The sequence below is a fragment of the Brevundimonas faecalis genome (assembly GCF_040549405.1).
In the GTDB taxonomy this organism is placed as follows: Bacteria; Pseudomonadota; Alphaproteobacteria; order Caulobacterales; family Caulobacteraceae; genus Brevundimonas; species Brevundimonas faecalis.
Map to the genome: position 1 here is coordinate 154,179 of NZ_JBEPTF010000006.1, position 15,503 is coordinate 169,681.

Genomic DNA, 15,503 nt, shown 5'->3' on the forward strand with positions numbered 1-15,503 from the left:
ACCTTCGGTGGTCCCCCTCCCCCGCAGGCGGGGGAGGAGTTCAGTCAGGCGGCGCGGTTCTTCACCAGGTCGTCGACGACCGAAGGGTCGGCCAGGGTCGAGGTGTCGCCCAGGGCGCCGATCTCGTTCTCGGCGATCTTGCGCAGGATGCGCCGCATGATCTTGCCCGAGCGGGTCTTGGGCAGGCCCGGCGCCCACTGGATGACGTCGGGGGCGGCGATGGGGCCGATCTCCTCGCGGACCTGGGCGATCAGTTCCTTGCGCAGGGCGTCGGTCGCCTCGACCCCCTTGTTCAGGGTGACATAGGCGTAGATGCCCTGACCCTTGATGTCGTGGGGGAAGCCGACCACAGCGGCCTCGGCCACATCGTCGTGCAGAACGAGCGCACTCTCGACCTCGGCCGTGCCCATGCGGTGGCCCGAGACGTTGATGACGTCGTCGACCCGGCCGGTGATCCAGTAGTAGCCGTCCTCGTCCCGGCGGCAGCCGTCGCCGGTGAAATACTTGCCCGGATAGGTCGAGAAATAGGTGTCGAAGAAGCGCTGGTGGTCGCCATAGACGGTGCGCATCTGGCCGGGCCAGCTGTCGGTGATGCACAGGTTGCCTTCGGTCGCGCCTTCCAGAACGCCGCCCTCGGCGTCGACGATCTGCAACTCGACGCCGGGCAGGGGCTTGGTCGCCGAACCCGGCTTGAGGTCGGTGGCGCCGGGCAGGGGCGAGACCAGGACGCCGCCGGTCTCGGTCTGCCACCAGGTGTCGACGATGGGCAGGCGGCCGTCGCCGACCACCTCATGATACCAGCGCCAGGCCTCGGGGTTGATCGGCTCGCCGACGCTGCCCAGCAGACGCAGGCTCTTGCGGCTGGTCGCCTTCACCGGCGCATCCCCTTCACGCATCAGCGAGCGCAGGGCGGTGGGAGCGGTGTAGAATATCTCGACCTGATGCTTGTCGATGACCTGCCAGAAGCGGCTGACGGTCGGGTAGTTGGGCACGCCCTCGAACAGCAGGGTCGTCGCCCCATTGGCCAGGGGGCCGTAGACCCCATAGGAGTGGCCCGTCACCCAGCCCACGTCGGCGGTGCACCAGAAGACCTCGCCGGGACGGTAATCAAAGACCAGTTCGTGGGTGTAGCCGGCCCAGAACAGATAGCCGCCCGTGGTGTGCAGCACCCCCTTGGGCTTTCCGGTCGAACCCGAGGTGTAGAGGATGAAGAGCGGATCCTCGGCCTGCATCGGCTCTGGATGGCAATGGGCCGTGACCTCGGCGGCCTCGGTCTCATAGTCCCGGTCGCGACCCGCGACGAAGCCCACGTCCGCGCCGGTGTGGCGGATCAGCAGGACGCCGTCGACGCCCGAGACCTTTTCAAGCGCCTTGTCGACATTGGCCTTCAGCGGGACCTTCTTGCCGCCGCGGCAGCCCTCGTCGGCGGTGATGACGAAGGTGGAGCCGCAGTCCTCGATGCGCCCGGCGATGCTGTCGGGCGAGAAGCCGCCGAAGATGACCGAGTGGACCGCGCCGATGCGGGCGCAGGCCAGCATGGCGTAGGCCGCCTCCGGGATCATGGGCAGATAGATGGTGACGCGGTCGCCCTTCTGGACGCCGTTGGCCTTCAGCACATTGGCCATGCGGCAGACGCGCTCATGAAGTTGGCCGTAGGTGACGTGCTCGCTGTCGGTCGGCTCGTCGCCCTCCCAGATGATGGCGACATCGTTCGCACGGTGGGGCAGATGGCGATCGATGCACTCAGCCGAGACGTTCAGGACCCCGTCCTCGAACCAGCGGATGCGGAAGTCGGCCTTGTCGAACGACACGTCCTTGATCTTCGACGGGAAGGTCATCCAGTCGAGGCGTTTGGCCTGTTCGGCCCAGTAGGCTTCCGGGGTTTCGCGCGCCGCGATCCGGGCCGCCTCATAGGCGTCGCGGTCCATGTGGGCGCGGGCGGCCAGGTCGGCGGGAACGGGGTAGATCTCCGGATCGGACACGCGAAATTCCTCCAGTCTTTTCTTCTTAGAAGCCGTATTTGGCGAACAGGATCAGACGGGTCATGTCGCCGTCCAGTCCGGATTCCAATTCACGGTCAGCGAACATCACTTCGGCGCCGACATCAAACCCTGCAAGCGGGGTCCAGATCAGGTTGGCGTGAAGGCTCTGGGCCGAGGCGTTGGCGCCGGTTCCGGTCAGCAGGACGTCGTTGTCCACCTTCTGCGCCGACCAGACCAGGCTGGAGCGCCAGCCCGGCGCCCAGACGTGGCGATAGGCGGCGAAGCCCGCGACGATCCCGATGGTCTCCAACTCGCCCGAGGCCGTCAGCACGGCGTCGTTGGAGAAGTTCAGGCCGACGTAGCGGCCGATCCCCTCGCCGCCGGTCAACATCAGGCGGACGTCGTCCTGCGCCCCGACCTTGAACTTGGCCGAGGCCGACAGGCCCCAGCCGGTGGCCGAACCGTCGATGTTGGTCGCCGGGTTCTGATACTTCAGCTGGCGCAGCAGGCCCGCCAACTGGACGTCGCCCCAGGGGCGGCTGATCGCATAGCGGGCGGTCAGGTCGGGCAGGCTGTTGTCATCGGCGACGATGCGCGTCCCGCCGCCGAAGGGGGTGACGGTGGTCTCGGGGTTCTCCAGCGAGACGGAGAAGGGGCCGCGCGTATAGCGAACCTGGGCCTGGCGGGCGAAGACCGTGCCCTCGGCCGCGCCGATGAAGTCGGCGGATTCCGGCAGGACGGCGGTGTTCTGGAAATTGGTCCATTCCTGGCCGATCAGCCAGTTGTCGACGGTGACGAAGGCGCGGCGCAGGGCCGGGTTCGATCCGCTGGTGGTGCGCTGGTCGCCGGAGCCGGGCAGGGTCTGGAAGTCCATCTCCAGCCGCGTCGCGACCTTGTGGCCCGCCACCGTCCCGTCGGTGGTCAGCCAGAAGCGGGTCTGGCGGGCGTTGAAGTCGGCGGCCGTGTCCTCGTCCGCGCCCCCGATCGGAATGGAGCCGGGCAGGTGATAGTCGCGCAGGGCGTCGCCGTTGGCCGGATCGCCGCCGGAATAGCTGGAGGCCACGGCGTCGGCCTTGATGAAGCCGCCGAACTTCACCGTGTGGTCGCCGATGCGGAAGCCCTCTTCGCGCGGGGCGGGGGCCGAAACCGGCGTGGGCGCGGGGCGGGTCTCCAGACGGATGATGTCCTGAGACATGGCCTGGTTTTGCGAAGCCTGCTGCGTTCGGGCGGCGGCGACTTCGGATTTCAGGCTGTTCAGCTCGGCTTCGAGCTGGGCGATGCGGGCTTCGAGGGCGGCGTCGGCGTTCTGAGCCAGGACGGCGCCGGGCGTGAGCAACAGCGCAGCCGCGGCCGCGCCGCCGAGCAGGCGGGGTCTTCCCATGTCATAATCCTCCCAGACCTTGCGGTCGCAGGGCCTGTCTGATGCAGGCCTCAGGACGGGAGCATTCCGCGCGCAACGGGTTTGCGGCCATTAGCCATTCGTCTAGTTTCGACCAAAGTCGAGGCGCGGCATGGTGTCGTCAGCAGTGCGGCCGAGCCTCGAAAAGAACCGCGCGCGGGAAGGACCTTCATGGATCGCATCGTCGTCGCCGACGACCATCCCCTGTTCCGGGCGGCCCTTCGATCGGCCGTGGAGAAGGCCGCGCCCGGCGCTGAAATCCTCGAATGCGCCAGCCTGGCGGAGGTGCAGGCGGCCCTGGCGAGCGGGGCGGCCGATCTGCTGTTGCTGGACCTCAAGCTGTCGGACAGCGAGGGAATGGCGGGCCTGACCCTGATCCGCGCCGATCATCCGGCCGTGCCCGTGGCGATCGTCTCGGCCAGCGAGGAGCCCCAGACCGTGCGCCGCGCCCTGACCCTGGGGGCGGCGGGCTTCATCCCGAAATCGGCGGCCCTGCCGGTCATGGTCGAGGCCATATCGGCGGTCCTGGCCGGAGACGGCTGGTCGCCCGACGTCGGGGAAGCGGAGGCGGAGGAGGGCGACCTGGCCGCCCGCATCGCCAGCCTGACCCCGTCCCAGGTGCGCATCCTGGAAGGCCTGAGGGCCGGGCGGCTGAACAAGCAGATCGCCTTCGACCTCGGCGTCACCGAGGCCACCATCAAGGCCCATCTGACCAGCGTCTTCCGCAAGCTGGGGGTGCACAACCGAACCCAGGCGGTGATCCTGGCCCAGTCGATCGATCTCTAGCGCGACAGGAAGGCCTTCAGCGCCGCCGGCTTGACCGGCTTGGGCAGCAGGGTCGCGCCCGCCGCCGTCGCCGTTTCCTTCAGCCCCTCGCGAGTGTCCGCGGTGACCAGGCCGATGCGGCGCAGGCCCCGTGCGCGCAGGGCGTCGGCCACGCTCAGGCCGTCGTCGCCGTCGCCCAGATGAAGGTCGACCAGGGCGGCGTCGAACGGTCCCTGGGCCGCGATCCCCTCGGCGGCTGATCGCGCCGTCGTCGCCTGGGCGCCCCAACGGGTCAGCAGGGCGGTCAGGGCGTCGAGGATGGCCGGCTCGTTGTCCACGCACAGCACCCGCAGGCCCGCCAGCGGCAGGCGAGCGTCGCCCTCGGTCGGCGCGACGGGCATGGCTCGCGCTGGGGCTCGCGGCGCGTCGACGCGGAAGGTCGTGCCGTGACCCAGGCGCGAAGCCATGGACAGCGGATGGCGCAGCAGGTCCGACAGCTTCTGCACGATGGCCAAGCCCAGGCCCGCGCCGGGCTCGTCCACCGGGGCGCCGGGCAGACGCACGAACTCGCCGAAGACGGTTTCGCGGTCGGCGTCGGGGATGCCGCGTCCGGTGTCGCAGACCAGGATCCGGACCCTGCCGCCGTCGCGTCGGGCGCCGACCAGGACGCGGCCCTTGTCGGTATAGCGGATGGCGTTGGCGATCAGGTTCTGCAGCATGGAGCGCAGCAGATCGGGGTCGGAGGCGACCCACAGGCTCGACGGCATGACCGTCAGCGGCAAGCCCTTGGCCTGGGCCATGGGGGCGAACTCGCGGCGCAGTTCGGCGAACAGGGCGTCCAGCGACAGGGGGGCGACCGCAGGTTGGACCCCGCCCGCCTCCAGCTTGGACAGGTTCAGCAGGGCGGTCAGCAGGCGGTGGGCGCTGTCGATGGCGCGGTCGGCGTTGGTCGCCAGACCGCGGGCGGCGGACCCCGCCGCCAGGGCCGGCTCCTCCTTCAGGGCGGCGATGAACAGGCGCGCGGCGTGCAGGGGCTGCAACAGGTCGTGGCTGGCGGCGGCCAGGAAGCGGGTCTTGGAGGCGGTGGCGTCCTCGGCCTGGCGGCGGGCCTCCTCCAGCCGTTCGGTGCGGTCGGCGACACGGGCCTCCAACTGCTCGTTGGCCTCCTCCAGATCGCGGGCGGCGCGGCGCAGGGCGGTGATGTCGGTATAGCTGGTGGCGTAGCCGCCGCCGGGAATGGGCGCGCCGGAGGAGCGCAGGATGCGCCCGTCCGGCTGCTCGCGCTCATGGTCGTGGGGGATGCGGCGGGCCAGGGCCTCCAGCCGCCGTTCGACCCAGGCGTCGAGCCCGCCGGGGCCGGTGTCGGTCTCGCCTCGCTCGGCGTTCAGGCGATAGACGGCGGCGATGGGCAGGCCGACGTGGATGAAGCCGGCGGGTAGGTCGAACATCTCGACATAGCGCCGGTTCCAGGCGGTCAGGCGCAGGTCCTCGTCCACCACGCTGACGCCCTGGTCGATGTTGTCCAGGGTGGTCTGCAGCAGGTCGCGGTTGAACTGAACGGCCTGGGAGGCCTCGTCCAGCATCCGCACCACGTCCTCGGGCGCGCGACCCCCGGCGGCCAGGGCTGCGGCGATGACGCGGCGGGCCGAGGCGGCGCCCACGGCGCCCGCCAGCATCCGCTCGGCCGCCCGGGCCAGGGCGGCGTCGGCCGGCTCGGCGTCGCGCAGCCTCACGTCCGTCTCCCGGGCCCAGGCGGCGAAGGCGCGCTCGGCCCGCTCGTCGCCGATGAAGCGGGCGACCAGGGCCTTGAGATCGCCGACCGAGGCTCCGGCCGAACCGCCGCGTCCCTCCAGCCAGTCCGGCCCCAGGCGATCGACGAAGGCGCGGGCCTGGACCCGGTCGATCAGGCGCGGCGTTCCCATCCGCGACACCAGGACGAAGACCCCGAGGTTCAGCGTCAGGCTGAGGAAGACCCCGGCGGCGAAGGGGTCCTGCAGCCCCATCATGGCCGGGACGTTCAGGCCGAAGCCCGGCGCCAGCTGGGGCGCGGCCAGCATGATCAGCCAGACCGCCATGCCGACGGCCAGTCCCGCCAGGGCGCCGCGCGAGCGTCCGCCGCGCCACAGCACCGCGCCGAACAGGGCGGGCGCCAACTGGGCCAGGGCGGCGAAGGACAACAACCCCATGGCCGCCAGACCGCGCGACTGGTCCATGGCCTGGTAGTAGAGCCAGGCCATCAGCAGCAGGGCCACGATGGCGACCCGCCGGATGTTCAGGATCAGGCGCGCCATGTCGCCGGTCCCGTCCCGGCCGCGCTCTTCCCGTCGACGGCGTTCGGCGGTCAGCAGGGGCAGGATCAGGTTGTTGGACACCATGGCCGACAGGGCCACAGCCTCGACGATGACCATGGCGGTGGCGGCCGAGAAGCCGCCGACGAAGACCACGGCGGTCAGGATCGACTGGCCGCTGTTCAGGGGCAGGGCCAGGACCAGAAGGTCCGGATTGACGCTGGGCGTGAACAGGCCGCCCGCCGCCACCAGGGGCAGGACCGCCAGGCTGGTCAGCAGCAGATAGACGGGGAAGATCCAGCGCGCGCGCCGCACCTGGGCCGGATCCCCGCCCTCGACGAAGGCGACGTGGAACTGACGCGGCAGGCAGAAGACGGCCAGGCTCGCCACCAGGACGATGGCCCAGAAGCGTCCGTCAAGGTCGGGCCAACGCGCCAGGTCGCCCAGACTGGCGACGACGTCGGCCTGGGCCGGCGCCTGGCGCAGCAGCATCAGGGCGAAGACGGCTACGGCCAGCAGGGCCGCCAGCTTGACGATGGATTCAATGCCGATGGCCTGGATCAGGCCGCGATTGTGCTCGGTCAGGTCAGGACGGCGGGCGCCGAACAGGATGGCGAACCCGGCCAGGACCCCGGCCATGACCAGGACCGTCACGCCTTCGGACCCGGCCACCGGCGTGCCGGCCGTCAGCATCTCTCCCGCCATGGACAGGGATTTCAGCTGCAGGGCGATATAGGGCAGGGAGCCCAGGATGGCGACGGCGGCGACCGCCGCGCCCAGGGCCGGGCTCTTGCCGTAGCGCGACGAGATGAAGTCGGCCATCGAGCCGACGTTCTCGCGCCGGGCCGCCGCCGCGATCCGCTTCCACAGCGGGAACAGGACCGTCACGCCGAGCGCCGGGCCGATATAGATGGGCAGGTATTCCCACGCCGACCGCGCCGCCGTCCCCACCGCCCCGTAATAGGTCCAGGAGGTGCAGTAGATGGCCAGGGACAGGGCGTAGAGCGACGGTCCCAGGGCTCCGCCGCGCGCCTTCACCGACGGCCGCTCGTACCACCAGGCCACCGCGAACAGGACGGCCATGTAGGCGGCCACGAGGGCCAGGGTCGCGAGGCTGAGCATGACCGGCATCTGGGACCGAGCGAGGCTGTGGGACAAGGATAAAAAACAGGCGGTCCGGCCGAAGCCGAACCGCCTTCTCGCCGACCCTGGCGGGCCAGTGAAGCTTGTCGGCCTTTAGTCGTGGATGTTCACGTCCTTGCCTTCCTTCACGAAGATCGCGCCGACGATCAGGGTCAGCACCGCGATCGCGATCGGATACCAGAGGCCGTAGTAGATGTTGCCCGTGGCCGCGACCATGGCGAAGGCGGTGGTCGGCAGGAAGCCGCCGAACCAGCCGTTGCCGATGTGATAGGGCAGGGACATGGAGGTGTAGCGCACCTTGGTCGGGAACATCTCGACCAGGGCGGCGGCGATCGGGCCGTAGACCATGGTCACATAGAGGACCAGCAGGAAGAGGATGCCGATCACCAGGGGCTTGTTGACCAGGGCGCTGTCGGCCTTGGCCGGATAGCCGGCCTCGGTCAGGGCGGAGGTCAGACCGGCGTCCCATTCCTTCTTGCGGGCGTCGAACTCGGGCTTGGCCATGACCGTGCCGTCGAAGGCGTCGACTACACGGTCGCCGATGCGGACCTGGGTCACGGCGCCGGCCGGGGCGGCTTCATTGACATAGGTGACGCCGGCCTTGGCCAGGTGGGTCTTGGCGATGTCGCAGGAGCTGTTGAAGACGGTCTTGCCGACGGGGTCGAACTGGAAGTGGCAGTCGGCTGGGTCGGCGATCACCGTCACCGGCGCCGAGGCGGCAGCGGCGGCCAGACGCGGGTTGGCCGCGCCGGTCAGGGCGTTGAACAGCGGGAAGTAGGTCAGGGCGGCCAGCAGGCAGCCTAGCAGGATGATGGGCTTGCGCCCCACCTTGTCCGACAGCCAGCCGAAGAAGACGAAGAAGGGCGTCGCCAGGGCCAGGGCGGCGGCGATCAGGATATTCGACAGGGCCGGATCGACCTTCAGCGTCTTCTCGAGGAAGAAGAGGGCGTAGAACTGGCCCGTGTACCAGACCACGGCCTGACCGGCGGCCAGACCGAAGAGGGCGATCAGCACCAGCTTCAGGTTCGGCCACTTCATGAAGCTGTCCTTCAGCGGCGTGGTCGAGCCCTTGCCCTCGGCCTTCATGCGCTTGAAGGCAGGGCTTTCCGACAGCTTCAGGCGGATCCACAGGCTCACGCCCAGCAGCAGGATCGAGACGATGAAGGGGATGCGCCAGCCCCAGCTGACGAAGGCCTCCTCGCCGATGACGAAGCGGACGCCCAGGATCACCATCAGGCTGAGCAACAGGCCCACGGTGGCGGTGATCTGGATGAAGGAGGTGTAGAAGCCGCGCTTGCCGTGCGGAGCGTGCTCGGCGACGTAGGTGGCGGCGCCGCCGTATTCGCCGCCCAGGGCCAGGCCCTGGATCAGGCGCATCAGCACCAGGATGATCGGGGCGGCGATGCCGATGGCGGCGTAGGGCGGCAGGAGACCGACCACGAAGGTCGACAGGCCCATCAGCAGCATGGTCACCAGGAAGGTGTTCTTGCGCCCCCACAGGTCGCCCATGCGCCCGAAGACGATGGCCCCGAACGGGCGCACCGCGAAGCCGGCGGCGAAGGCCATCAGGGCGAAGATGAAGCCGGTGGTCTCGTTCACGCCCGAGAAGAACTGGGCGGAGATGATCGCGGCCAGCGAGCCGTAAAGATAGAAGTCGTACCATTCGATGACGGTGCCGACGGACGACGCCAGAATCACCAGCCGGTCGTTCTTGTCGACCGTGTGTTCCGCGCCCCCCGGCGCACCCATGGTGCGATCGGTCATGGGCAGTCCCTTCCTGTGCGGCCGCAGGACGCGGCGCGTTTCCCTCGCGCTCCATTTGTTTTTGCGGAGCGTCGGAAGGGAGAGTGACAGCAGGAACGCAGGTTTGCGGAGAGCGACCTTGGTCGAATGAGGGGCGGCGCACCCTCTCCCGGCGGGAGAGGGATCATATCCCCATGCAGAGATATTTGATCTCCAGGTAGTCCTCGATGCCGTGGCTGGAGCCTTCGCGGCCCAGACCCGATTGCTTGATCCCGCCGAAGGGGGCGACTTCGGTGGAGATGAGGCCGGTGTTTATCCCGATCATCCCGGTTTCCAGGGCCTCGGCCACACGCCAGACGCGGCTCAGGTCGCGGGCGTAGAAATAGCCGGCCAGACCGAAGATGGTGTCATTGGCGAGCGCAACGCCTTCCTCTTCCGTCTCGAAACGGACGACGCCGGAGACGGGACCGAAGGTCTCCTCGCGGCACATCTGCATGTCCTGGGTCACGCCCGACAGGACGGTCGGCTGGAAGAAGGTGCGGCCCAACTCATGGCGGGCGCCGCCGGTCAGCAGGGTCGCCCCCTTGGCCAGGGCGTCGGCGACGTGCTCCTCGACCTTCTTCACCGCCTTTTCGTCGATCAGGGGCCCGATCTGGACGCCGTCGTCCAGGCCGTTTCCAATCTTCAGGGCTGCGGTGGCCTTGGTCAGCTTCTCGACGAATTCGTCGTGGACGCCGGCCTGGACATAGAAGCGGTTGGTGCAGACGCAGGTCTGGCCCGCGTTGCGGTATTTGGAGGCGACGGCTCCCGCCACGGCGGCGTCCACGTCGGCGTCGTCGAAGACCAGGAAGGGGGCGTTGCCGCCCAGCTCCAGGCTCATCTTCTTGATGGTCTGCGACGACTGTTGCATCAGCAGGCGGCCGATCTCGGTCGAACCGGTGAAGCTGATCTTGCGCACCGCCTCATTGGAGGTCAGTTCGCCGCCGATGGCCGAGGCCGATCCGGTGACGACGTTGAACAGGCCGGGCGGCAGGCCCGCCTCTTCCGCCAGGACGGCCAGCGCCAGGGCCGACAGCGGCGTCTGGCTGGCGGGCTTCAGCACCACGGCGCAGCCGGCGGCCAGGGCCGGGCCGACCTTGCGGGTGATCATGGCGGCGGGGAAGTTCCACGGGGTGATCGCGCCCACCACCCCGATCGGTTGGCGCAGGGTCACCAGGCGCTTGGAGGCGTCATAGGTCGGGATGACCTCGCCATAGGTCCGCTTTCCCTCCTCGGCGAACCATTCGATGAAGCCGGCGGCGTAGGCGATCTCGCCCTTGGCCTCGGTCAGGCTCTTGCCCTGTTCGCGGGTCAGCATACGGCCCAGGGCGTCCTGCTCCGACATCATCAGATCGAACCAGCGGCGCAGGATTCGGGCGCGCTCGCCCGCCGTCTTCGCGGCCCAGAGTTTCATGGCGGCCTCGGCGGCGGCGACAGCGCGGCGGGTCTCGACGGCGCCCATATCGGGCACGCTCGCCAGCACCTCGCCGGTGGCCGGGTTCGTCACCGCGATCGTTCCGCCGCCGTCGGCGTCGATCCAGCGGCCATCGACATAGGCCTGGCGGCGCAGCAGGCGGGCGGGATCGGACATGAGGGCGGCTCCTGGACGAAGGGAGCCGACATAACGCGCCGGAGCGGGCGCGGCTGCAAGACGACGAAACGTCTAGCCCAGCATCAGCCCCATGCGGACCAGGGCCGACAGGCTGTCGGCCTCCATCTTGGTCATGACCTTGGCGCGGAAGACCTCGACCGTGCGGGGGCTGATGTCCAGGGTGATGGCGATGTCCTTGTTCGACGCGCCCTGGATCAGGGCGTCGAAGACCTGCCGCTCACGGGGGGTCAGGCGGTCCAGCCGCAACTGGGCGCCGGCGCGGGCGCTCTGGACCTGGTCCAGGTCGGTCAGCCGGGCCAGACAACCGCGCACCGTCTCGATCAGCATGGGCGGGTCGAAGGGTTTTTCGATGAAGTCGACGATGCCGGCCTTCATCATCTGCACCACCATGGGCACGTCGGCGTGGCCGGTGATGACGATGATGGGCCAGGCGCCGCCGCGTCGCTCCATCAGGCGTTTCACCACCTCGGCTCCGTCCATGTCTGGCATGCGCATGTCGGTGATGACGCAGGCCGTCGCATCGCCGGGCAGGTTGGCGAAGAAGTCCACGCCGCTACAGAAGCCGCGCGCTCTTATGCCCTCGCCCCGCAGAAGGACCAGAAGGGAATCGCGGACGGCTGCGTCGTCGTCGATGATGAAGACCGAATGGTGGCTCATGGGTTTTCGCCGACCGCTTCGCGGATCAGATGGAATGAAAAGGCGGCGCCCCCCGACGCGCTCTTGGCGACTAGCAGCCGACCGCCGTGACTTTCAACTATTGTGCGAGTTACGGACAAACCCAAGCCCATTCCGCCGGACTTGGTCGAAGTCATGGGCTGGAACATGCGTTCTGCCTGTTCAGGGGTAAGGCCGGGGCCGTTGTCTTCAACGCTGACGACATAGTGGGTGGGGGAGACGATGCGGCCGACGACCATGACTTCCGGGTCCGGACGGCCGCTGACGGCCTCCACGGCGTTGCGCACCAGATTGACCATGGCCTGCTGAAACTGGATGCGCTCGGCTCGGACCGCGTCGTCGACGGTTTCCAGGTCCAGCAGGACCGGAACATCCTGGCTGGAGCCGATCATGGTGAAGATGGGCGCCAGATCCTCGATCATCCGCGAGGCCCGCTCCTGGCCCATGCTGCGGGATTCCATCGACAGGAGTTCGCGCATCCGGCGGATGATCTTGCCGGCGCGCAGAAGCTGGGCCTTCGACTGCTCGATCAGGGTGCGGGCGTTGTCGCCCAAGGCTCCCGCCTTCTCCAGGTCGACCTGTCCGGCGTGCAGATAGGTGGCGGCGGCGCTGAGGGGCTGATTCAACTCATGCGCGAGCGTGGCCGCCATTTCGCCGAGGGAGTTCAACCGCCAGACCTTGTTCAATTGGGCGTGGAGTTCTCGCGCCTGCTCGTCGGCCTTGTGCCAGCGGGTCAGGTCGGTCAGGCACAGGACGATCAGGTCCGATCCTTCTGGACCGGGCGCGCGTCCGCACTGGACGCTCATGGGAAAGGTCGAACCGTCCGCCCGCACGCCGCTCCAATAGTCGTCGGTCGGCGCCTGGGGGCCGTAGACCGCTTCATCGGCGCCGCTGATCAGGGCCGTCAGGTCGAAGGCGGGGCTCATTTCGTTGAAGGGACGGCCCGTCGCCGCTTTTTCTTCCAGTGCAAACAGGGCGGCGGCGGTCGAGTTCATTCGATGAACCGTCCCATCGATTTCAAGCGTGACGACGGGGACGGTGGCGAGGACGGTCTTCAGCAGGGCGTCCTGGGCGGCGATCCGGCGGGTCATCCGGTCGGCGCGCTTTTTCTGACGGCGCAGGGTCAGGCAGAACTCGGCCAGGATCCAGGCTCCGACCGTGAAGAGGACGGCGTTCAGCACCGCCTCGGCCGAGCTCGCATAGGCGGTCGTCAGAAGGGTGAAGACGACGCAGAGGCCGATGGTCAGGCCGATCACGAAGCGTCGGGTCAGCAGGGCCGTGAGGATCACCGCCGGCAGCATGGGCAGGTAACGGAAGGGGCCCGGCGCCACCAGGCTGGACGCGACGGCGGCGACCAGGACGGCGAGGACGGACAAGGCGACAGCGATCCAGGGCCTGCGTGAAACGGCCTCGAACAGGGACAGAAGGCGGTTGGTCGCCGAAGGAATGTGCCGGTCTCCTCGCCAGGCGGAACGTCGGATCGAATCGTCAGAACCGCTAAGCTTTGACCGGCGCAATCTACATGAAAACGTCACGCGCGCCTTCAGTCTCGAGGATGTTTTTCAAATTAGCGACGCGCGCTTCCGTCTGACGTGCAGGCCAAGACCTAAGCGCGCCAGAACAGGGAGAGTAGTTTGAGAAATATTCATTTCTGAAGTGGGCGCGGCGGCGGCGGCGGCCCTCGATCACCTGCCGCCGATTCCCTTTGGATTGGTTAATATTTGTCCGGGTTGCCGGGCGATGCTGGATCCTACGGGTTTCTGCGTAGCTTGTGATTTACAAAAATCTACGGTGTCGCGGCGATAACGGCCTCAAGATTGCTTGAGGTGAAAATGCCTACCGAACGTAAGTTCACACTGCGCCAGAACGGTGCGACTGCTTCCATCCTTTGCGCAGGCCTGGCCCTGGGTTGCGGCTTGGCCGCCATCCCGGAAACGGCCCAGGCGCAGACCATCGTCGCCCAGATCGGCGTCGCCAGCGAATATGTCGGCAAGGGCCTGGGCAAGAGCAACGGGGACCCCAGCGTCAACGCCTCGGTCGAGGTTTCGCACGGCGACGTCTACGCCAATGTCTTCGTCTCGACGGCCAAGCTGTCGCAAGGGTCGGATGCGGAGATCGTCTCCACCGTCGGCTGGCGTCCCGAGGCGGCCGGCTACAGCTTCGACTTTTCGGCCACCAACCGCGACCTGCCGGGCACGCGCGCCGGTATCGACGCCAACTTCTGGGAATACCAGGCCAGCATCGGTCGCCAACTGGGGCCGGTGAACGCCAAGGCGCGCATCAGCTACAGCCCCGACAGCTTCGCCGCGACCCGCGAGGCCTGGTGGTACGAACTGGTGGGCACGGTCTCGGCCGGACCGAAGACCAAGATCTCCGCCTCCATCGCCGACCGCACGGCCGACGGCGGCGCCGAATACGCCGCCTGGAACGTCGGGGTGAAGCACAAGCTGACCCAGAAGCTGGCGATGGACGTGCGCTGGTACGACACGGACAGCCACGCCTACGGCGAAAACTACGAAGGCCGCCTGGTGGGCGCCCTGACCTATCAGTTCTGATCCGCGTGAAGGGACAGGGGCGATCAAGACCATGCAGATGCTGAACGATCTCAAGATTGAAAGAAAACTGATGGCGGCCTTCGCCGTCGTGGTCCTGGCCATCATGGCCATGGGCGTGACGGTGCTGATCGAGGTGAATACGCTGGAGAAGGCGCGCCTGGATCGGGTTCGCGCCTCGTCCGTGCAGCGCGAGGCCGAGAGCGCCCAGTTCTACCTGGCCCGTCAGGAAAGCAGCTATCGCGGCTTCCTGCTGTCGCGCGACGGCTATTATCTGGAGCGACTGAATGCTCACCGTGAGAAGTTCAACAAGAACCTGGATCGCATCGTCCAACTGGATCCGTCCGGCGCGGATGAAGTGAAGGCCGCGCGCGACGCCGCCGACGCCTGGGTGAAGAACGTGGTCGATGCCGGGCGTCCCCTGGCTCTGAATCCGGCGACCTATGATCAGGCTGTCGCCATGGTCGGTCGCGACGGCGTGGCCGACAACTTCATCTCGCCCGCCGAAGACGCCCTGACGGCCTTCGTCGAGCAGAAGGCGGCCCAGAGCCGCACCTATGGTCAAATCCAAGAAGACCTCAGCAAGTCGGCGCGGATCGTGCTGATCGGCGGCATCATCGCAGCCCTGATCATCGCGGCGGGCATGGCCTTCCTGCTGACCAACCTGCTGGGCAAGCCCTTGCTGGCCATGACCTCGGCCATGCGTCGCCTGGCCGGCGGGGACAAGACGATCGTCGTCCCGGCCATGGGCCGCAAGGACGAGATCGGCATGATGGCCGCCGCCGTGGTGGCCTTCAAGGACGCGGCGATCGCGAACGACCGCCTTGAGGCGGAAGCGGCGGCGCAACGCGCGTCGGCCGAGGAGGAACGCGTCCGCGTGGAGGCCGAGAAGGCCCGCGTGGCGGAAGAGGATCGCGTGGCGGTGAGCGCCCTGGGCCAGGGTCTGCAGGCCATGGCGAGCGGCGACCTGACCCACCGGATGACGGCCCAGGTGGCGGCGCGTTCGGAACAGCTGAAGACGGACTTCAACGCAGCGATTTCACAGCTGGAACAGGCGGTGGCCGTGGTGGCCAACAACGTCTCGGCCATTCGTTCGGGTTCGAGCGAGATCAGCCAGGCCTCGGACGACCTGTCGCGCCGTACGGAGCAGCAGGCGGCCTCGCTGGAAGAGACGGCGGCGGCCCTGGACGAGATCACGGCGACGGTGAACAAGACGGCCTCGGGCGCCCGTCAGGCCTCGGACGTGGTCCAGGCGGCGCGCGGCGACGCGGAGAAGAGCGGCCAGGTGGTGCGCGACGCAGTGGC

10 protein-coding genes are annotated in these 15,503 nt (G+C 68.1%); 3 read left to right on the forward strand and 7 right to left on the reverse strand.

Annotation, left to right across the window (positions count from 1 at the left end):
- Positions 1-44: 44 nt before the first annotated feature.
- Both acs and ABIE19_RS16910 read right to left on the reverse strand, forming a co-directional pair.
- On the reverse strand, positions 45-1,982 hold the full coding sequence (gene acs / locus ABIE19_RS16905) for an acetate--CoA ligase (RefSeq protein ID WP_354090414.1): 1,938 nt from the start codon (positions 1,980-1,982) through the stop codon (positions 45-47).
- Positions 1,983-2,007: 25 nt separating this feature from the next.
- On the reverse strand, positions 2,008-3,363 hold the full coding sequence (locus ABIE19_RS16910) for a DcaP family trimeric outer membrane transporter (RefSeq protein WP_354090415.1): 1,356 nt from the start codon (positions 3,361-3,363) through the stop codon (positions 2,008-2,010).
- Positions 3,364-3,552: 189 nt separating this feature from the next.
- On the opposite strand from ABIE19_RS16910, the gene ABIE19_RS16915 reads away from it, so the two are divergent.
- The gene (locus ABIE19_RS16915) at positions 3,553-4,167 is read left to right on the forward strand and encodes a response regulator transcription factor (protein ID WP_354090416.1); all 615 of its coding nucleotides are present in this window, start codon (positions 3,553-3,555) and stop codon (positions 4,165-4,167) included.
- On the opposite strand, the gene ABIE19_RS16920 is transcribed toward ABIE19_RS16915, so the two are convergent.
- From ABIE19_RS16920 to ABIE19_RS16940, 5 genes are all read right to left on the reverse strand, one after another.
- Positions 4,164-7,556, reverse strand: coding sequence for a hybrid sensor histidine kinase/response regulator (locus ABIE19_RS16920; RefSeq protein WP_354090417.1), 3,393 nt, complete (start codon positions 7,554-7,556; stop codon positions 4,164-4,166). The genes ABIE19_RS16915 and ABIE19_RS16920 overlap by 4 nt on opposite strands.
- A gap of 114 nt (positions 7,557-7,670) precedes the next feature.
- Positions 7,671-9,341, reverse strand: a complete 1,671-nt coding sequence (locus tag ABIE19_RS16925; protein ID WP_354090418.1) for an MFS transporter — start codon at positions 9,339-9,341, stop codon at positions 7,671-7,673.
- A 163-nt stretch (positions 9,342-9,504) separates the two neighbouring features.
- A complete protein-coding gene (locus ABIE19_RS16930; protein ID WP_354090419.1) occupies positions 9,505-10,950 on the reverse strand; it encodes an NAD-dependent succinate-semialdehyde dehydrogenase in 1,446 nt (481 codons plus the stop codon).
- A gap of 72 nt (positions 10,951-11,022) precedes the next feature.
- Positions 11,023-11,628, reverse strand: a complete 606-nt coding sequence (locus ABIE19_RS16935; RefSeq protein ID WP_354090420.1) for a response regulator transcription factor — start codon at positions 11,626-11,628, stop codon at positions 11,023-11,025.
- A complete protein-coding gene (locus ABIE19_RS16940; RefSeq protein ID WP_354090421.1) occupies positions 11,625-13,022 on the reverse strand; it encodes an ATP-binding protein in 1,398 nt (465 codons plus the stop codon). The genes ABIE19_RS16935 and ABIE19_RS16940 overlap by 4 nt, the downstream gene beginning before the upstream one ends.
- A gap of 456 nt (positions 13,023-13,478) precedes the next feature.
- On the opposite strand from ABIE19_RS16940, the gene ABIE19_RS16945 reads away from it, so the two are divergent.
- Together ABIE19_RS16945 and ABIE19_RS16950 are read left to right on the forward strand one after the other, a co-directional pair.
- Entirely contained in the window at positions 13,479-14,201 is a 723-nt protein-coding gene (locus tag ABIE19_RS16945; RefSeq protein ID WP_354090423.1) for a TorF family putative porin, read from the forward strand.
- A 37-nt stretch (positions 14,202-14,238) separates the two neighbouring features.
- Positions 14,239-15,503 (forward strand): CHASE3 domain-containing protein (locus ABIE19_RS16950; RefSeq protein WP_354090425.1); only part of this gene is annotated, 1,265 nt, incomplete at its 3' end.